12 protein-coding genes are annotated in these 21192 nt (G+C 44.3%); all 12 read right to left on the reverse strand.

The features are described 5' to 3' along the window. Positions 1-108: 108 nt before the first annotated feature. Positions 109-1311 carry a methionine adenosyltransferase gene (gene metK, locus FS628_RS18475; RefSeq protein ID WP_105600112.1) on the reverse strand — a complete coding sequence of 401 codons (1203 nt, stop codon included), beginning with the start codon at positions 1309-1311 and terminating at the stop codon, positions 109-111. Positions 1312-1566: 255 nt separating this feature from the next. Then, on the reverse strand, positions 1567-1839 hold the full coding sequence (locus tag FS628_RS18480; protein ID WP_017691962.1) for an alpha/beta-type small acid-soluble spore protein: 273 nt from the start codon (positions 1837-1839) through the stop codon (positions 1567-1569). Between the two features lie 148 nt (positions 1840-1987). Beyond that, positions 1988-2581: a hypothetical protein gene (locus tag FS628_RS18485; RefSeq protein WP_145324387.1), complete on the reverse strand. Its 594-nt coding sequence runs from the start codon at positions 2579-2581 to the stop codon at positions 1988-1990. A gap of 138 nt (positions 2582-2719) precedes the next feature. Further along, a complete protein-coding gene (locus tag FS628_RS18490; protein WP_145324389.1) occupies positions 2720-5317 on the reverse strand; it encodes a hypothetical protein in 2598 nt (865 codons plus the stop codon). Positions 5318-5468: 151 nt separating this feature from the next. Continuing rightward, the gene (locus tag FS628_RS18495) at positions 5469-8441 is read right to left on the reverse strand and encodes an S-layer homology domain-containing protein (RefSeq protein WP_260871108.1); all 2973 of its coding nucleotides are present in this window, start codon (positions 8439-8441) and stop codon (positions 5469-5471) included. 601 nt (positions 8442-9042) lie between these two features. Further along, complete coding sequence (locus FS628_RS18500) at positions 9043-9384, reverse strand: hypothetical protein (protein ID WP_076332560.1); 342 nt, start codon at positions 9382-9384, stop codon at positions 9043-9045. Positions 9385-9590: 206 nt separating this feature from the next. After that, the gene (locus tag FS628_RS18505; RefSeq protein WP_145324394.1) at positions 9591-13490 is read right to left on the reverse strand and encodes an S-layer homology domain-containing protein; all 3900 of its coding nucleotides are present in this window, start codon (positions 13488-13490) and stop codon (positions 9591-9593) included. Positions 13491-13653: 163 nt separating this feature from the next. After that, positions 13654-14781: a glycosyltransferase family 4 protein gene (locus tag FS628_RS18510; RefSeq protein ID WP_145324396.1), complete on the reverse strand. Its 1128-nt coding sequence runs from the start codon at positions 14779-14781 to the stop codon at positions 13654-13656. Between the two features lie 375 nt (positions 14782-15156). Continuing rightward, on the reverse strand, positions 15157-15924 hold the full coding sequence (locus FS628_RS18515) for a WecB/TagA/CpsF family glycosyltransferase (protein ID WP_145324398.1): 768 nt from the start codon (positions 15922-15924) through the stop codon (positions 15157-15159). Between the two features lie 7 nt (positions 15925-15931). Beyond that, on the reverse strand, positions 15932-17113 hold the full coding sequence (gene csaB, locus FS628_RS18520) for a polysaccharide pyruvyl transferase CsaB (RefSeq protein ID WP_145324400.1): 1182 nt from the start codon (positions 17111-17113) through the stop codon (positions 15932-15934). Continuing rightward, a complete protein-coding gene (locus FS628_RS18525; RefSeq protein WP_145324402.1) occupies positions 17089-19110 on the reverse strand; it encodes a DUF5693 family protein in 2022 nt (673 codons plus the stop codon). The genes csaB and FS628_RS18525 overlap by 25 nt, the downstream gene beginning before the upstream one ends. Before the next feature lie 324 nt (positions 19111-19434). After that, positions 19435-21156, reverse strand: a complete 1722-nt coding sequence (locus FS628_RS18530; RefSeq protein ID WP_145324404.1) for a phospho-sugar mutase — start codon at positions 21154-21156, stop codon at positions 19435-19437. Positions 21157-21192 lie beyond the last annotated feature (36 nt).

Raw genomic sequence — 21192 nt, forward strand, 5'->3', positions numbered from 1 at the left:
AATCTATTTACCTTTTTTGTTAATGAGATATCCATAATACTAATGCAAAAAAAGAAGCCCAAGATTCCTTATAGGAATCTTGGGCTTCTACACGTGTTGAACAGAAACTTACAGACCTGCTTGAGTTTTCAATAGATCTACTTTGTCCACTTGCTCCCAAGGTACATCCAGGTCAGTACGGCCGAAGTGACCGTAAGCAGCGGTTTGTTTGTAGATTGGGCGACGCAGATCCAGCATACGAATGATGCCAGCCGGACGAAGATCGAAGTTGTTGCGAACAAGCTCAACCAATTTCTCTTCGCTGACTTTGCCAGTTCCGTATGTATCCACGTTGATCGATACCGGGTTGGCTACACCAATCGCGTAAGCGAGCTGGATTTCCACTTTGTCTGCAAGACCTGCAGCTACAAGATTTTTCGCTACGTAACGAGCCGCATATGCTGCGGAGCGGTCTACTTTTGTCGGATCTTTACCAGAGAACGCGCCACCGCCGTGACGTGCATAACCGCCGTAGGTATCTACGATGATTTTACGTCCAGTGAGGCCTGCATCTCCCTGAGGTCCGCCAATAACGAAACGGCCTGTTGGGTTGATGAAATATTTAGTCTGCTCATCCAGTAATTCAGCTGGAACGACAGGCAAGATTACATGTTCCTTGATGTCTTTTTGGATCTGCTCCAGTGTAGTCTCTTCAGCGTGCTGAGTAGACACCACGATTGTATCCACACGTACCGGCTTGTCACCGTCGTATTCAATCGTTACTTGCGTTTTACCATCCGGACGAAGATATTCCAATGTACCGTTCTTACGCACTTCCGCCAGACGGCGTGCGATACGGTGGGACAATGCGATTGGCAAAGGCATGAGTTCCGGTGTTTCGTTCGTTGCAAAACCGAACATCAGACCTTGGTCACCTGCACCAATGTTTTCTGTCTCACGAGCCACTTGTTCCGGGTCACGGTTCTCAAGCGCTGCGTTAACGCCTTGGGCAATATCAGCAGACTGCTCATTCAGAGAAGTCAGAACTGCACAAGTGTTATAATCAAAACCGAACTTGGCACGTGTGTAGCCAATATCCTTAATTGTATTACGAACGATGGACGGAATGTCCACGTATTCAGAAGCTGAACTGATTTCACCGATGACAAGCACTAAGCCTGTGGCTACGGAAACTTCGCAAGCTACGCGAGCATTGGGGTCGTTTGCAAGAAACGCGTCCAATACGGCGTCTGAGATCTGATCGCAGATTTTATCCGGATGTCCTTCGGTTACAGACTCCGATGTAAATAGATGCCGGCCTTTAACAGACATGAAGTTTCAACCTCCCATAACTAGTAGTATGGCGATTGCCCGAACAAAACATGACAGCGATTCGTTCACTGTACCCTCGAAGCTTTCCAAAATGGAATAAGGACGCAGGGTCCGCAGTTGCGAAGATAAGGATTTTTCAGGTAATTGCCTCAAACGAAAATCAACCTTTCCCTAGTGGAAAAGGTTGCATACCTCAAATGCCATCTTAACGTATTTGTCAAGACGTGTCAAACGGATTGGGATAAGGAAAATGCCCTATAAGTGCTGCTCTGCTTGGCGAATTAGCCTTTTGGTGATCTCTCCACCAACCGATCCATTCTCGCGGGAAGTCAGATGTCCCCACCCTTTGTATTGCCCATAGGAGTGATCACTCACTTCACCCAGTTCAGATCCAAATTCTGTATCCGCACCAGCCAAACCTCTGCCACCATAACCCACATTGAGACCAAATTCTGCAGCAATCTCATACTTCATCTGATCCAGCATTTGACGACTTTCGGGAACGACCTTACGATTGCTTCTAGCCATGGCTCCTGCACCTCCATTAATTGATTGTCAACAGTTATAGAGTGAGCAGGAACAAGGTTGGCTAGCCGTATTAATGTTTGTTAGAACTGGGTAATCTGAGCAAATGAAATGCATGACTAATGAATAATTCCTTATACAGCTACAAATCCTATTTCAGAGTATATCCACCGCGAACCATTACGGTCAGGCTATATTTGTTTCCTTCCAATACCGTGATCCCCCGTCCATCCCTTGGAAAAGAGAGCAAGTGATTGGTCGGCGCTGCCTGTCCATTCGTCAGGTCAATCCCGTCCGTCAGATCCGCTACACCATTCGTACCTTCACTGACGATCACAGCCTTGCCGCTACGTACAATGAACTCCGCGCCAGACTTGCCGATCAGCTGTTGACCTGGCTTCACCGTTACGATCTCAACGGCATCAGAAGCGCCTGAGACCAATGGAGGAAGGGATGTATCTCCACCTGTACTAGCTGAGTTTCCGGTTCCCGTGGAGCCTGTATTGTTACCATTTCCTGCATTACTGTCTGTTCCCGTATTGGTATTACCGCTTCCTGTCGGGATCTTACCGCCCAAAGCCTGTTGGATCTGCTGATCTACATAACTCTTCGTTACGACTGGATCATCCGCTGTACCTGGTTGGCTGGTGCCTGCTCCAATGGCTGTATTGCTGTATACCGACCCAACCCACACGCCAACACCAATGGCGAGCGCAGCGAGGGATATTTTCATATAAGGTTTCATGTGAATCATTTTCCTCCTCTGGTAATCTATTAACTTTAACTATAGAGAAAAAAACGCCATGCGACAAGCAAAACCTCGTTTCCGTGGGAGTGGAAACGAGGTTTTGGGGACAAATCTTACTATTACTCGAATATACATTTATCTCAAATCGACAGGTTCTTCCTTCGGAAGCTTGGTCAAGTCATATCCGTAGCTCTGCTCTGCAAGACGAAGACGTTGTCCCTGGAACTGATCATCTACGCTTAAGCGATACGAACCACCACGCAACTTCTCGAAGAAGCTGTCTTCTACGCTCCAGCTCAGTGTCTGGTTGGTTCCCACTTTCAGATCGGTTCCCAAAGTCAGCTCTTTCTCATATGATTTACCTGCTTGGTCCGTCATTGTAAGGATTAACTTGTGCTCGTTCTCACCCATCTCAATCTCTTCATTACGGGATAAGCTGTAATTCATCTCGATCTGTACAGACGAACTTCCTGCCAGATATGCTCTCACACTGTTGGCAGTCCAAGAGTAAGGATAGAGATCAATATTGGTCAACGAGCCTTGAACGCTAATGGAGGTTGGCGGCACTTCAAATGCCAGAGCATTCACATAAGCAGTCGCTTCCCCTTCACCGGTTACAAATTTGCTGTCTGCAATACCTTCACCCACAATCAGGCGCAGGTCTGAGAAGGTAACGGACTTCGGAATCTTAGCCCAGAACGTAACAATCGACTTTTGGCCCGGTCCAGGCAGACGCTCTGCTTGCTTTGCAGTTGCTCTGTAATACTGGCCATCCGATGTTTTGAAGTAACCTACCAGTTTGCCAAGCCCACTCTGACGCAGTGATTTGTTCGTCATTTCGAATTCGGTATATACGATGTCCGATGACGTTCCCGGATAACGAATCGTTCTCCGCACACCCATTTCGGTCTCTTTATCAGCAGTACCCGATGTGTATGTCTTGCCACTTCCAACATAAGATACAGGCGGAATTAATCCAGACGTATTTAAAGTAATCCACTCATTCGTCTCTTCTTCACTAACTTTCTCGTTCAGACTAAGTTCCAGACGAGATATACTTAATTCAGAAGGAATCTTGGTCAACAGGTAAGCTTCGGTTGTCATGCCGGCTCCAAGTAGCTTGCCACTTTGTGTGTAGATTAGCTTCTTGTCACCTTCAATCTGAGCAGAATCAAGCATAAACATTGCTTCAAGCTCAGGAAGTTGAACCGTTTTGTTACCTGCATTACGAATGGTCACTTTTGCGGCAATAATATCACTATCAAGCCACGGCAACCGCTGTAACGATCCAAAAGACACACCAAATGTACCTTTGTTATTCTTAATGACCGTTTCGGTCATCAATCCATCTCCACTGGATACCGATTCAGGAATCCCATAGACACCTACAGGATAGGAGAAGACAAATCCATTCGTTGGAGAAGGCGTTGTGGATTCTGTGCTTTCATTTTTGTCTACCGGACTCATCACATACAACTTGATTTTACTTGTATCTCCATCACCCTGAAGGGTTGCACTGAGCTTAATTGTCTTGAGATCGCCCGGGTTCAACTTCAATGTATCCAATGCTTTGGTTTCAATCGGATAGACTGTTCCGTCTGTATTGCGTACCTCGAAGGTATACGTCGGCACTTTAATCACTTTTTTGCCTTCATTCTTGAGCTTCATTTGAAGGTTAAGAATATATTCACCATCATCGATTCGGACTTTAGCGGATTCAAGCAATGTAGAAAGTCGTTGTCCTTCAACAGAAATGATATTGGGCTGATTGGTAGCGACTTCTACATTCGTTTTGCTAGCCTCTGGCAATTGCAATGCAGCAACAGGAAGAACACTCTTCTCTTCACCCTGTTCTTCTACTAGCAATAGCTCAGACTTTTGCAGCTTCACTGACGTTGGGAGAGATGCCATCAGACTGAGGGCCTTATTAGCTTGAGCTTGGATGCTGACACTCGTGCTGTCTTTATCCGGAGTTAACGGGTAGTTCGTACCACTTGGCGTACGTAAGATCCATTTGATATTCGGATTTTCAAGCATTTTATAACTGATATTGTTTAAATTCACGCCAATTTTCACATACTGATTCTTATCTTCACCTGGAAACACTTTAATGCCAGATACTTTCACCTTCACCGCAGAGTCGCTTAGACGAACCGTCTTTGGCTTACCTACAGGCGTAGTAATGCTATAGGATGCGGGCACGTTAAACTTACCCAGCGTACGTTCATAGTTAGCTTGACTGAAATCCCATTTCACGATGAGGAAGTTCAGATCACTCAGTTTCACCTCGCGACCCACTTTCATGACATAGGTCAGGTCAACTGTTGATCCAGGCGGGACGGTTTTCTTTTCCTGATCTTTTGCAATCAGTTTAGGTGAGAACGATGTTCCACCCTTAGTTTTCACTTTGCTCCAGTAATCGAGCATCATCATTGGGGTGCTGTCATTGTTTTTATAAGACAATGTATACGTAACCACATTGCCATCATCCTGCGCCAAGATATTGACATCTGTTAATCTTACGGAACTTCGCGCTGTCACTTTAACAGCTGAGAGATTACCGAGTGTATGTACAACCTGTTTCGTGGTTGTTGTCGTTTTCTTCGATGTACTGCTATTTGAACTGGTGGCAGACGTTTTATTGGTTGTACTCGCTGCCATGGCGATGCCAGCTGTTGAACTAATTAACATCGCACTCGCGAGCAAGCTCACAAACATATTCTTTTGATTCACTTCCAAACCTCCCATAAGTTGCTTGTTGCTCTTATAGTATAAACGTTTGGAAAGGTGAGAAAGTTACGATGTTGTTGTGTTTTATCGAATAAACCACAATAAAAAAAGACCCTTAGATTTCTCTAAGGGTCTTCTCTAAAAAACTTATAAATTAGTACTGTCTTTGTACGGAAACGTTGGAAGCATCAGCAGCGTTACCGGATTTGTCAGTTACAAATTTGTTAGTTGCATTTGTAGAATTGAGGTACAGTTCTACATAAGAACCAGCCAACTGTGTATCACCAGCAGCTTCAAATGTAACTACTACTTCATTACTGTTAGTACCAGCAGCAACTGCAGTAACAGTAGCTTCGGATCCGCCAAGGCGAGCCAAGAAGCCAGTAGTGTTGTTAGCAACATTCAAAGCTTCGTTGAATGTCAATGTAGCTGTGTATTGTTTTTTACCATTGGTTTGGACTGCACCTTCAACAACATTGAAGTTACTGTTTACTGCCAATTTAGGTGCGATACCATCTGTCAAGCTTTCGTTAACAGTACCAACCTTGATACCATTAGGACTTACAGATTGGATGTTTTCAACTGAACGAATTGTAACAAAGTTAGCTGTGGAAGCTGTTGCATCCAAAGATTGACCTGTAGTGATTTCGAAGTGAGCCAAAGTGTTACCATCTTTAGTCTCAACACTGTTCAATTTCAAACCGTAAGTTGCGCTAGTCGCACTGATAGCGAAGTCACTTGCACTTACAGAGGACAAGTATCCATTGAATTGAACTTCAATTTTTTTGTCAGATACAGCTTTAGCTGACTCAACACCGATTTTTCTGGAATCTTTAGCTACAACAGGCGTAGAAACGTAGTTTCCAGCGATGTAGTTATCTTTAGTATCTGCTACATTAGCGATACGAAGATTCAGAGTTTGAGTTGCAGCCAGGTATCCATTTTCTTTGGCAGGCAAGGAAATGCGCACTTGTTGTGCATTTACTTGAGTTACCTCAGTGTTGTTAGGAAGCGGCAACAAAGGTCCATTGTCGATTTGGTAGTTATATTTGTTTGGATCAATCGCACTACCGTTACCACTTACAGCCATTTCTTTGCTGAATGTAACGTAAATGTCCAGATCTTTCAGAGAACCATTACCAGTGTTCTCTTGAACGAACCAAGCATCGTTAACTTTTGGTTTAGCAACGTCACTTACATCTACAGTAGTAGTGTACGGCAACATTGTGTTTGCAATTGCAGCGATATCACGGATACCAGCGATTTCCAAAGTATATTTACCTTGTGGCAACTCACCGATTGTAGTGATTTGTACACGTCTGTTACCAGTGCCATCTACGAATTTAGGAGCATTAACTGGGTGACCAGCAGCTGTGAAGCCTCTAGTTGTAACCAGTTCGCCTTTTTCATTCTTCAAAGTGAAGTTAGCGTTTGCTGTTTTAGCAACATCAGTAGCTTCAACAGCTTTGCTGAATTCAATAGTGAATACGTGGTTGTTGTTGTAAACTTCAGCAGTTACAGAAGCAACTTCTGGACGAGTAGTGTCAATCACTGGAGTCACTTTAGAAGTACGTGTAGCAGAGTTGTTGCTATAGTCTGTTACGCCTTCCAAAGTAATTGTGTTTTCACCCAAGCTAAGCTTGTTGTCGTTTTCGAAGTTTACAGTTACTTTGTTATCTTCAACAGTAACAGTTCCTGTTTTACCAGAAGACGTGTGGTATGCTTTGCTCACGGATTTAACAGACTCGTTAAATTCGATTTCTACTTTGTTCAGGTTAGTAGCTTTTGCACTAACTACTTCTGGAGCTGTAGTGTCTTCAACTACTTCGAACTCAACTTCTTTTTGTAGAAGTTTGTAACCTGCATAGTCTTCAACACCATTTACTGTCAATGTGTGTTTACCAACGCTCAGGTCAGTTGTGATAACTGCAACACTTGGATAAGTGAAGTTAACATATCCAGAAATTGCTTTACCGTCGATGCGGAAGTTAGAAGTTGTGTTTACAGAAGAAGCTTTAACCGGCTCAGAGAATACAACTTTGAAAGCTTTAGTTCCGAGGCCTTTTACTTCTGAAACTTCTGGCAAAGTAGTGTCAACTGGAGTCACTGTTACTGTCTCTTTGAACACTTTTGATTTGTCAGAGTTTTTAACATTGCTTACATTCAACTTGTAAGCTTTTTGGGAAGTGAATGTTTGCTCTGCTGGCAGCAACAAAGTTACTGTTTTCTTGTCAGAAGACAATGTAGCAGATTTGAATTTGAATCCGTCTACTGTGTAGTTAGACTCAAGCTCAGCGCTATCAGCATCAACATCACCATCAAATGTTACAACAACTTGTTTAAGGTTGTTAGCAGTTGCACTAACAACTTTTTGAGCTGCAGTTACAACATAAGTAACTTTTTCAGTGAAAGTTTTATCTTTGTAAGTAAATTTCACTTCAGTTTCTTTGTTAGCTTCAAGAGCTTTATCCAAAGTTACTTTTACAGTTTCGCCGTCGCTGATTTTGAATTCAACTACTTTACCAGCTTCGGATACTGTGTAAGATTCAACTTTAATGCTTTGAGCTTGATCGATGGAGTAAGCTGCACCTACCAACAATTCACGGGAAGCATTACCAGAGAAGTTAGCGTTAGCGTCGATCAGACCTGCGTTGATCGCTGCTTGAACATAACCTTTAGCCCATGCTGCTGCATTGTTGTTAGTTTCAGTTGGGATTTCAAGATCAAGTGCACGAGTCAAGATTGTAGCCATTTCAGCTACTGTCACTTTACCATTGAAGTCGAAGATTTTTTTCTCTACGTTTTTACCTTCCATGATACCCGCAGCAGTTACTGCTTCGATGTAAGGTACAGCCCAGTTTTTAGCTGTGTAGTTTTTGTCGTTGTAAGAAAGAGTTCCAGTGATCTCTTTCAGACCTAGCAATTTAGTGATAACTTTTGCGAACTCAGCACGAGTCATCTCTTTGTCCAGACCAGCTGTGCCATTTGGGTAACCATTGAAGATACCTTTTGCTTTCAATGCATCAAACTGTTGTTGTGGTGTTACTGCTGTGTCACCGAATGCTACAGATGCAAACATTGAGAATGCCATTGCTGTAGACAGTGCTACGGATAAAATTTTCTTCATAACCTTTTTGTCTCCTCCTTGGGCGTTCATAACATTGGAATTTTCTTTAATAGGGTCGCTCGTATTCCTCATTCTATTGTCGCACCCCCTTTCCAGAGTTATGAGCAAGTTAATATAAATGATGTCTGTGAGCATATCACAGAAACTTGTAAACAATAATAAATGATAGAATCATACGTAAATAGAGTAGTTTCCTAATCCTACCTTACGTATTATACAATGGGTCTCTCGTGCCGTAAAGCAATTTTTTCTAATAAATAGACAAGATTCTTCACGAGGTCATTCTTGGTAAGTTGCCCAATGTTTTCGACTCTACATCTTAAACGCAGCAGATTTCAAAAAGTTGCGGATTCATCAAAAAAAGTTTTGAATTTATTTATGTATTGATGCAGTGCGGGTCTTTATCAGGTTCAAAACCTTTATCACAGCTGTACTTATCATGATTTTTCCAAGAACATCTTGCGTAAGAAATGATTTAGACGTTTATTTGTACCCGTTATTTTCCACGATGAAGCGACAAATTCTACAATATTGAAAATAAAAGAAGAGGTGCCCAAGGGGCACCTCTTCTTGAAACACTACAATTGCTATAATCTAACTTTTAGCGAATCTTCATCGCTAACTCAATAATCTGAGCACGCATATTCGGATCACTATTCAATCTCAGATACATATCGTCAATTGGTTGTCTGTTCTCCCGGTATGTCTTCTCATGCTTCATCGTGGTGTGAGACCATTCAATCAATTCATTCTCGGCCAGAACCAGACTGTTATACGCATCATGGAAGCCAGTGGACTGTACAAGTCCTTCCATTACTTCCTGAGAGATCTCCTCTGTCTTACGTGTATCTTCCAATTTTTTCTCCAGAATGACTGCCTGCTTCTCGAACTGTGTCTTTGCCTTCATGTAACCCAATTGGGCTCTCGAATAAATCGGTTTCATTAGCTAACTTCACCCTCTAGATCATTGTGTATTTACCGTTATTGTATCTTAATCTCTAACAAATTACAAAAATAGTTATTGGTAAAAAACAGATCTCTTCTATTATAAAAGAGTTCTATATCAGTTGCTTCACAGTCATAAAAAGAACCCGCCCCTTGCAGAATGAGGGGCAGGTCCTTCCTAAAATGCATCAATTCATCTCAAAACTAGCTTAAGTTTTTAGGGAATACTTTTGTGCTCTTTTTGAGCAATTCAACTGCAATTTTACCCGCTTCTGCACGTGTCAGATTACCTTTGGGATTAAATGCAAATTGTGGTTTGCTTTGACCTGTAACTGTAACTGGTGAGCCTTCCATGATCTTCGCTTTGGTAACAGCTTGTACCGAAGGTCCTGCGTAATTCTCCATGCTACCTGAGTCAATGAAAGACTTGGCTAATGCACTTTGGAGCTTATTATCATTTGCAGCTAATTTCAGTTCGAGTGCTCTCGCAATCATAACAGCTGCCTGCTCGCGTGTGAGAGGACGGTCCGGTCCAAATACACCATCGGTCAGACCGGTGATAATTCCTGCTCTAGCTGCTGTCTCAATACTATCATAATCCCATGTAAACGAACTCGTTCCAGGTGCTACATCTGTAAAAGTTCTTCTGCTATCGGAAGTGATAGGCAGATTCAATCCTTTTACCAGAAGCGTAGCAAACTCTCCTCTGGATGTTCGATCATCTGTTCCGAATTGTTCGAATCGTAATGGCGTCATGAACCCTTTTGCATACAATGCATTAAGAATATTTCTGGCCCATCCATGATTCGTAATATCGTTGTAACTTCTTCTTAATTTCATGACTTTGTAATAACCGAAGTTATCAAATGGAACTGTAATTGTGTGTTTCTTGGAATCAACTTCTCCACCAATTCGCTTCCACTCCCGAGTTGGTGAATAATAAAATACTGAGATCGTTGAGCCAGCATCATCTACGACATTTGAATCGTATGTCAAGGTCAATGTACCACGCTCAGAAGGTTTAATTTTGCGTTCAGTAGGCGTTAAGGGATTACCATATAACGAATCCAAAGTATAAGGACCTACCCCATTCGTTGGTTCCTTGTAATTATCAGTACCTCTGGTTCCTGATTCTCCGAGACCACCACTAATCCAGTAAATCTCTGAGATTGGACTAAAGTTTACAGAATCACCTGTTATTGCTGAGAATCTTCTGTAATACTCATCTGGCACGCTTAATGGATTAGGATCTCCATCCTCTGTTTTGAAACCAACAATACTTCCATAGTCATTGCGGCGTTCCACTATTCCCGTATTCGGGTCCGCAATACCGAACAGCAACTTGTTATTCGGATAAAACTTGGCAATTCCACTATTATCTGTGCTCTCCATTACTGTGCCTTTTGGAAAGTTCAGCTCTAACTGCTTGTTGAAGGCAGAGTATTTATTGGCTACTTTAGGTGCCATATACTGTGAATCCACACCTGCAGCACTCGTATAATACACCTCGATTGTATCAGTGGTTTTTACACCACTACGATCAATTGTAAGTTTAATTTTGTTTACTTTATCCGCTTTGAGCCCAACATAGTCAAGAGCAAAACGGTCGGATTCTGTTCCTTGCAGCTTTTTAGCCGTCTCTTTGTCTATGACAACTGAAGTTGCTCCCTCGGCTTCAATATCAAAATGAACAAAGTTTTTGTTAACAACAATCTGGCTACCGGAAGTGGGTTGCGGAGCTATAATGCGATAACCAGCAGCTTCCCTTACGATTTCAATCTTTTGACTTGTCTTTGCACCAGTTTTGTTATATAGGTCCAAGGTATAGATATATGTGCCAGGAGTTTCTGCCTTCAGGTCTCTTAGACGCACTACAAAATCCTGTTGTCTCCCGGTACGATCAACAATAACTGTACCGTTGTTCAAAGCATACTCAGCAGAAATTTCTGGGTCTTCCCATGTTGTACTTCCGGCAGACCCTTCTGGTATGTTCAGTGTAAATATATTTTGGGTACCCATACTCAGACTCATACGAGTAGCTCCTGCACCACGAATAGCCAAATCGAAATTTTTAAGACTTGTAGTGTACTTCTTATCAGCAAATGTAAAATCGGTAGAAAGGTTGAATAAATTCTTCACCCATTGATCGTCAGGATTAAAGGGTTCCAAAAATGTTGAACGAGCTCTACTTGGTGATGGCTGTAGATTTTTAATGGTAGACACATTATTGTCATTGATGTAAATGCGCAATTCTTTGGAAACTTCGTTTAACTGCCCCTTATCTCCAGTACCGGTACCTGTAAGCACAATACGGTTCTCCCCGAAGTAAAGAGGCCCTGTGTCTCCGTCTACTTTAATAATAGCCTTAAAGCTACCATCGCTACCCAAGGTAAGCGTTTGTTGTGGTGCTGTTGTCCCAGCTGGATTCTGGGGATGAGTAGAATATACTTTGACGCCATTCGCAAAAATTTCAGCTACGAAGAAGTTGCTATCCAGTGTCGCAAAATCTACATATTTACCTTCAACTATAATTTCATCTGTTGCCTTTGAGTTCATATCATATGTTTGACCATCCGATAAATTACTTACGAAAATATAATTTTTGGATGCAAACGAAATGGTTGCATTGCGACTTGACGCCGATCCATCAAATTTAAACTGAACTGTCTGATTTCCGTTTTTGAAGCCTTTAATTTGATAAATATATTTGGTTGGCGTAACTTGCTGAACAAACTGCAGATCTATCGCACTAGTTCCTCTTGGAAGATACTCAGCTGATAACACTGCACCGTTTGGGTTTCTGCTTGTCTCAACCAAAATGTAGAAATCCGCCGCATTGACACTTGCACCTGTCAATGGTACACCATCAGGAATCGTACCTGTTCCTTTATAATCTCTAAGATACTTCAAGTCTGTAATAACTGTTTCATTAGCCAAATACTGAAAGTTCATATTTGTCGTTGCCGTGCTTTTACCATATTTCACAGTAAGTGAGTGATTCTGCAAACGATCCAATTCCGCAGGAGTTCCGGAGCTGGTAAAAGTAATCGATGGGATATCGAATGAAATCAAAGCATAAGAAGGTGTGTTGACTCCAACACTCGGTATCGGTACAACATTTGGAGTAATCGTAGAGTTAATTGCTCCGTCAATTGTAATTTGCGTTACAGCATTTGTCTCATCGTCTGGGACAAGCAATTCCACCTTCACATTGGCTTCCGCAGGATTCCCTCCATATGTCGGTCTAGTAGATAACATGCTTTGAGCCAAAGCACCTGGGGCCACGCCCTCTATCAGATCCAATTTAGAGTATGGGTTGGTTTCATCATAGTATAACAATGAGTAATTGAAGACGTTCTTGTCCACGCCACTCTCAATAGTTATCTTTACATCGTTTAAGCCAGCCTTCAGTCGCATCATCGGTGAATAAAATTGTCCATCCGGTTGCAAAGCGGTTGGAAGAGGCTCACCATTATTCAGGGAAACTGTAACTTTAGATGAGTTTTTGGCAACACCACTAAGTGTTACTTCGCCTGTATCGACGACCACTTGGGATCCTTCATTCAGATCAAGGTTGTCCGCTCCTCCAAGAACTTGCAATTTTTCAATATACGGAACAGAATCATACAAAATATAAAAACTCTCTGATCTTTCACTTGGTCCTTGTGAACCTGTAAACGTAACTTTATTCATACCTGCAAACAATGTTAGCGTTGCTTTAAAACGGTTATCCGGACGATCCGGATCAACTGTTACAACTGCTGGTGCTACTCGTGTGCTATCTGGAACCCAAGTTCCATCTTTAAGATTCATGAGTTGAACGTTGGCACCCAAAGTGGATCCTGTAACATTCGTGAACGTACCGGTTACAGGCTGTTCACTACTAGTTACCACAAAAGCAGTTGCACGCGATAGCACATCCGTGCCAGTTCCAGTCAATTTGAGGCCTACTGTATCTTTCAATTGGACATTCCCAGCATTATCAGGAGTAAAGTAACTTGTTTGTCCCGCCGCCGATGCGACTGGTGCAAGGCCAGCTGGTATTAGAGATACAACCAGTGCCACCATCATCAGCCAGATTAACGGCTTCTTCGTACGTTGCATTCAATCATCTCTCCTCTTTTTAAGTCAGTTACCTTTATATATCGGCAAAAGGTTCCAAATATTTAGTAAAAATCTCAAAATAAACAAAAAACCTTATCCACAAGGGATAAGGTTGGGTCTGGAATAATATTCAAGAATAGCTGTAACCATTACATTTATCTATTTATGATTTCGAACGGGTCTCCGGATTCAGCTTGACGCGCATGCGCATTAGGAAGTTGATGACCGGTCTTCTCGTTTTGCTAACAAGTCCGATGACTTCTGCTCCCACTTGGAGGAAGAACATCATGATACAGATGACCACGAACGTTACCCAGTTCGCTTCGAACATCGCAGCGGAAGATTGGATAATGGCCAGAACTCCGAAGAAAGCGGCAATTCCATAAATGATCAGGACCGTCTGACGGTGACTGAATCCAAGTTCACGCAAGCAGTGATGCAGGTGACCTTTATCCGGTGCGAAAATCGGTTTCCGCTGTACCGCACGACGGATAATCGCGAAGAAGGTATCCGAGAGCGGCACACCGATAATGATCAGCGGTGTAATAAAGGACACGATAGCAATTTGTTTGAATCCCAGCATGGACAGCATCGCCAGAGAGAAACCAAGGAATAGCGATCCGGTATCCCCCATGAAGATCTTGGCTGGGTGGAAGTTGAAAAACAGGAATCCAATGATGCTACCCAACAACACAAGGCACATCAAAGCGATCATCATGTTCCCCATCAGGAAGGACATTACGGCAATGGTACCAATTGCGATACCAGATACACCCGCAGCCAGACCATCCAGGCCGTCAATAAGGTTAATCGCATTCGTTACACCAACAATCCAGAAGATCGTTAGTGGAATGGCTACCCAAGCTTCGAGTGAAGAATAGGAATCCTGAAACGGAATGTTGACGAAATCTACCCGGATATTAAATCCGAATACAACGACAGAAGCAGCTACGATCTGACCAAGCAGCTTCACTTTGGCAGACAGTTCAAACCGATCATCAAGTGCTCCGATCAGTACAATAATCGATCCACCGATCAAGAACGCACTAACAAAACTCATATCCCGAGTCGTGAACCATGCCGATACAAACGGAAGCAATGCAGCAACTGTAATAATAAAGGCCAGGAATATCCCCAGACCGCCAAGACGCGGCATGATCCGTGTGTGTACTTTACGTGCATTCGGCGTATCCATCGCGCCAATGCGGACTGCGAACTTTTTAACAAGCGGTGTCAGGGCAAGAGCCAGTCCCATTGACACGATAAATCCAATGATAAAGATCGCTACCATTTGAACATTCGACCCCCAATTATAATACCTGTACGAAATTATAAATCCCCTGATCTCTTTTTATATATAAAAAATGTTTTGTTAGTCACTTTTGATGAAAAATTTTTGTTACACGATAACGGAGAGTGCAAGGAAAACCTAGAGAAGTGTAACGTTCGCATTTATCACCGGATTTCATCCTTTGGAAAAGGATAAAAGGAAATCTGGGGATAACGGCGATCGACAGGTTGCCTTGCAATCGTAGTGCAAGTGTAACGCTTCTGTTTTCATGGAGTGGCACACATGTAATCCGGAATGAATTATACGCTGATCACACCCGAAAAGCCATCCTCAATTTCTAGCAAAAACACGCATTTATCTCGCAATTACCTGTTTTTAACGGACTTTCGTCACGTTTTCTTTGTCCCGCATCACCTTAACAGCGAATTTCGGAAGCGCAAGCATCCGGCCAGCCCGGCTTGGTTCACGCAACAAGCGATAGAACCACTCCAGTCTTAACTTTTGGAACAGTATAGGTGCACGTTTGGTTTTGCCCGAAATCACATCAAAGCTGCCGCCAACGCCCATGGTTACGGGAACCTGCAACGCATCTTTGTGCTTATGAATCCACGGTTCTTGGTTGTCGGCCCCACGTGCTACAAACAACAGATCCGGTGCGGCTTCCCGAATGGAAGCGATGACCTGTTCATCCTCAGCCGGACCAAAATAACCGTCGCGATAGCCCACAATTCGAATCGCCGGATATTGCTGTTGTAACCGAACTGCCGTTTCTTGAATCACCTCAGGGGTGGAACCCAGCAGATATACGCCCCATCGATAGTTTTCTCCAACACGCAGCAATTCATGTAAAAGCTCAAAACCCGGCACTCGCTCAGCTACAGGATCTCCACAATAGTTTGCAGCCCATACGACACCTGTTCCATCAGGAACAATCAATTCCGCAGCTTGCATGACTTCCATGATTGCGGGATTTTCCAATGCGGCCATAACCATAATGGGGTTAGCTGTAATGACCTGATATGGTGTCTGCTTGGACAGCACAGCTTCCTGGAGAACCTTTACCGTTTCTTTCATCGTCAGTTTGGAAAAAGGAATGCCGTAGATCGAAACGGTAGGTATTGATCCGGTCTGACTCTGACTCATCTTTATCTCATCCTTTGCGGCCTAAATAGGTAATAATCTGCTGTGCAGGCACTCTGGCTTCCTGCTTCAGTTGGGTGATGCCTTCTTCATGTTCCTTCAACCACTGTGAACGTTGATCCAGCAGTCCAACGACAGTCTTGGCGAGCTTATCTCCATCGAGTGTATCTGTATTGCCTGCTGGTTCACTATCCAGACGAAGCAGGAATTGATCAATTTTCGGATCATACGAGATACCTACCGGTGGAACATACTGCGATGCCGCATAGATCAGACTGTGCAGACGCATACCGATCACGAGATCACACTTGCTGACTTCCTCCAGCATAAGCTGAGGGTCTGTTAGATCCGGTGTGATGCTAATCTCGCTGCCTTTGCTGGTCACATCACCGAGCATTTCCATAAGGAATCGTGATGCCTGTTCATCATTCGGCAAATGAAATGGTAGAAAACGCAAGTGCACGGCTCTTTTGGAGCACAACTTTTTCAATCCTGCAGCAATAGCCGTAAGCTCCTTGCGGTCTGACTCCCAGAATCGTACCGATATGCCGATCACAGGAAGCTTGGTATGTCCTCCAGATGTAGGTTCCACTCGATTAGCTTGAGTTGCAGCATCTGCTGAAACAGCACCTGCCCCACTCTCCACTTTTGCTTCAGGTAATGGCAAGCCCATTACTGGGTCGGGTACGACATGGATCTGATTCCACTGTAACCCGAGCCCGCGCAGGTAGTCTGCAGATTGTTCATCCCGAACGGATACATAGGTGCAGGCCTTGAAGACCGATTTGATCATTGGATTGAAAATTTTGCGATTCACAGGGCCAATACCCTGTGCATAGATAAACGTTGGTTTTTTCAACCATTGGGCCAGCTTGATCACACCCAGATAATAAGGAATGGATTTCAGTCCAGTTGCATCCTGCAATAGACTTCCTCCACCACTGATTAATCCGTCACTCTCCTTGAGAGCTTCACGGACTTCCTTCAGTTTCATACGATGCACAGAGCGCACACCGTACATGGAGGTTGTCCACTCGGGATCACCCGAGAGTACAATCGGTTCAATAGTGACGTTTGACCGTTGACTTTCCTCTTCCAGCGCTGTCAAAATCGACTTCAGCACCGCTTCGTCTCCGCTGTTGCGGAATCCGTAATACCCCGAGATGACTAACTTTTGAGAAGTGGTGACCATTTTTTCCAACATCCTTCCGCTACTTGCCACACACCCACAGCAATGATACCGAAGATTAAGCCAAGTCCCAATCCCATCACTCCACGAATGAGTGACAATACAGCCGGCGTATGAATATGCGCGAACGTATCCACCATGGACAACTGTCCAATCGCTGCAATAATGAGCACAAAGACGACTTTACGATATTTTAAAGCGGCGAACACGCCAACGATAAACAGCGGGTGTCCCAGCATAAATTCTTTGAATCTCGGACGTACACCGAACGTATCTTCCAGCGTGGTACGCAGGAACATCTCAAATGGTGTTACTGAACCCGAGTTGCCTGTACGGCTCAAGTAATAGTATCCAACAACGGCAGCAACAAGCGCCAAAACAACCATTAACACATTAATTGGCATACGAAGCATTTCTTTAATTTGTTTAATCGAGAACGATCCCGAACCACGATAAAACACAATGTAGATCGCTACCAGTGCCATAGGTGCAAAGTGCAACAGACTTACGCCGCGGAACTGGTTAATCACCAGACTGTACGTAATGCTGTTAAGCAGCGCGATGACAAAAGGTACCGCCAGGAACGACAGAATTGATGTTCTTACATATAACACCAACGTTTGCTTCAAACGACGACCCGCAGATGCGTCGGGTTGACGCTGTTGCTGATAGTTCACTGTACGAACAGCCAGCACCATCGCTATGGTCGGCGCAGCTATGGCCACAAGCAAGGCAATCCCTTGCTCCAGCAGCGTTGGTTTCAAAAGGAACAATCCGGCACTGCCAACCAGAGCAACTACAAATGCGATCAATGTCAGTAGTGGGATAAAATAAGAAACCATAAGTGCAATCATGGCAATCGCACCAACGAGAGCAACCAGCTTCGCATAACGCTGAATCGAAGAATCCTTAACTGTGAATGCTTCAGCTTGTCCAAGTTCAAATCCACGCTTCGCCATGCGTTCTACCGCATGCCCCGGTTCACCCAGGCTGTTGATCAGATTCTCAATTGGATCTGTAATCATGGCCTTGGCTGTATTCCGGCTAGGGGAAGCATTCATATAGAGCATTCGAATGTTACGATCCTTGGTTGCCAGAACAAAACGGTCAGCTATGACATCGACGTCCAAGTTGGCATCGCCGTCACTAAGCGAGTACAGACGCGTAACGTTGTAATCCGTTTTATACGCAAGGGTCTGGAATCCAGACTGTGGTTTCTTCAAGTTCTCAATGGCTGCAAGACCAATATCGTGCTTGTTCAGCAACTGTGCGAACTGGTCGAGACTTTTCATCTCTTCATTATCATTGTACCCTTTCACAGCATCACCATCAAACAAGATGCGCTTCACACCATTCTCCTCGAAGAAAGTAAGCAAGCGCTCCATCGATTCTTGGCTGTAAGGCACACTGTCTGAAATCCGCGGCAAAATGTAGAAACCTTTATCACGCAGCATCTTCACGGCAACCGGATCGGGCTGCAAAGGCTGCATGTTGGCATTCTCCGGAGGAGTCTGCAATATTAAGCCGCTACGACCTTCATATTCCCATGGGACTACTGGGATCTGCCGATCAGCGAACGTCTGTTCAATAATAGGGGTATACGTCTGTGCGTTTTCCTCTGATGTAAATAACACATACGTGTAATTTGCGTTAGAAGGAATCACATCTTTGGTCAGGTTCGCGAGATCCTGGCCGTTATATACCATTAGTCGACGTGTCTTTCTCAGCTCGTCCAATGTACTTTCGAACACAGCCATCGTTGTTACGCCTGCGTCTTTTAGACGAGTCAATTGTTCATTCATGAAATCTTGTGGATGTGCCTGATAGGCGGAGATATCCAGCAGACCCCGATAGTTGAAGACAAGCTCCACCTTTTTGGCAGAAGATTCTGTCTGCACCCGATCACTGATTACAGGGATGGACGCAACCAGACCGATAATAACGACGAGCCACAACCACTTCCGAGAAGCGTTATTCCAATAAAGCCATTTTTGACGCACTACATGTACCTCCTCAAGTGTTGGAACCAAATGCACGTTCAGCTCAAGTAATTCGTTCATTTAACATTCATACAATAATAGGATACAAACAGCTTGTGTCAACAAGCCCTCTTATATGCCATATAGATTGAACCAAAGCAATATTTCACTTGCCACTTCGATGACAGAACAACCTTTCGATCGCTGTTATCCCCCGATTTGTAAACGTTTAGTTCAATATATATAGATCCATCTATAATATTATTTCAAAGAAAAACCCCTCCGCCAACCAACCTTACGGTGCGGAGAGGCCTTCTCATGTCCTTACTTGTTGCTTCAATCCTATTATTGTGCGTCTACACGCGACATCACTGTAGTTACCAGACGCTCGATCCGACTTTCCGCATCTTCCAGGTTTTCGCCACGTACGGCGAAGTATACTTTGATCTTCGGTTCTGTTCCTGAAGGACGCAAGCAGAACCATGAACCGTCTGCCAAAATGAACTTCAGTACGTTCTCCTTCGGAAGACCGTCCAGACCAAGAGAATAATCCAATACATCTTGTACAGCAGTTCCCGCTACTTCTTGTGGTGGATTGGAACGCCAGTCCGTCATTTTTGCCTGAATCTGAGCTACGCCGTCTTTGCCTTTCAGCGTACGGGACTCCAGCTTCTCCAGGAAATATCCGAATTGGTTGTACAGCTCTTGCAAAACATCATAGAGTGTCTTGCCTTGGCTCTTATAGTACGCAGCTGCTTCAGCAATCAGCATCGAGGCAAGGACAGCATCCTTATCACGGGCATAATTGCCTGAAAGGTAGCCATAACTCTCTTCATATCCGAATAAGAATGTATGACTGCCTGTTGCTTCGAACTGGTTCATTTTTTCACCGATATATTTGAAGCCTGTCAGGGTGTTCATCACTTCTGCACCGTATTGTTCAGCAATGACAGCACCCATCTCACTTGTTACGATCGTTTTGACAACCGCGCCGTTGCTTGGCAGTGTACCCGTCTCTTGCAGGCGGCTCAACAGGTAATGTACCATAATGGCACCAGACTGGTTACCGGACAAGACGAAATATTTGCCATCGTTGTCTTTCACAACAGCACCCATACGGTCTGCATCCGGATCAGTTCCGATCAGAATGTCAGCGCCCACGGATTCTCCCAGCTTCATTGCGAGCGTAAACGCTTCGCGTTCTTCCGGGTTAGGCGATTTCACGGTAGAGAACTCAGCATCCGGCTGTTCTTGTTCAGCCACAATGTGTACTTGCTCGAATCCGATCTGCTCCAGCACGCGACGTACAGGGATGTTGCCTGTTCCGTGCAGCGGTGTGTATACGATTTTGAAATCACGACCTATGCCGGATTGGATCAGTTCACGACTCAGGCTACGGCTTCCTACGGTGTCCACGAACGCTTGGTCTTGCTCTTCACCCAACCAGATCAGAAGGCCTTGAGCCTCTGCTTCTTCTTGCGTCAGCTTCTTCACGTCAGCAAGAGAAGGTACTTCCTGGATGTACTGAATGACTTTTTCCGCTTCATCCGGTACCAATTGACCACCCTCATGGTTGTACACTTTATATCCGTTATATTCCGGTGGGTTATGGCTCGCTGTTACGACGATTCCGCCAGTGGCCTTCTGATGACGCACTGCGAATGACAATTCCGGAGTCGAACGAAGGGATGGGAACAGCTTGGCTACAATGCCGTTTCCAGCCAATACAAGCGCAGCATCCAATGTGAATTCAGGCGAGAAATGACGGGAATCATGGGCAATGACTACAGAAGGTTTGCCTTCTTTGTCACCATGTTCCTCAAGCAGATAACGCGCGAACCCTTGCGTTGCCCGACCTACAGTGTAACGGTTCATCCGATTGCTTCCGGCACCAATAACTCCACGCAATCCCCCTGTACCGAACTCCAGGTTTCTGTAAAAACGTTCCTCCAGCTCTTTCGGCTGATCCTGCAAGTCACGAAGCTCCTGTTTCGTTGCTTCATCAATCGAAGCATCCTCCAACCATTGCTGCAACGTCTCTGCTGCTGTTGTGCTTAACTGTTCCATTCCGATAAACCCCTTCCGTCTATATAAATTCAGGTG

This window comes from Paenibacillus xylanexedens (assembly GCF_007676705.1).
GTDB lineage: Bacteria > Bacillota > Bacilli > Paenibacillales > Paenibacillaceae > Paenibacillus > Paenibacillus xylanexedens_C.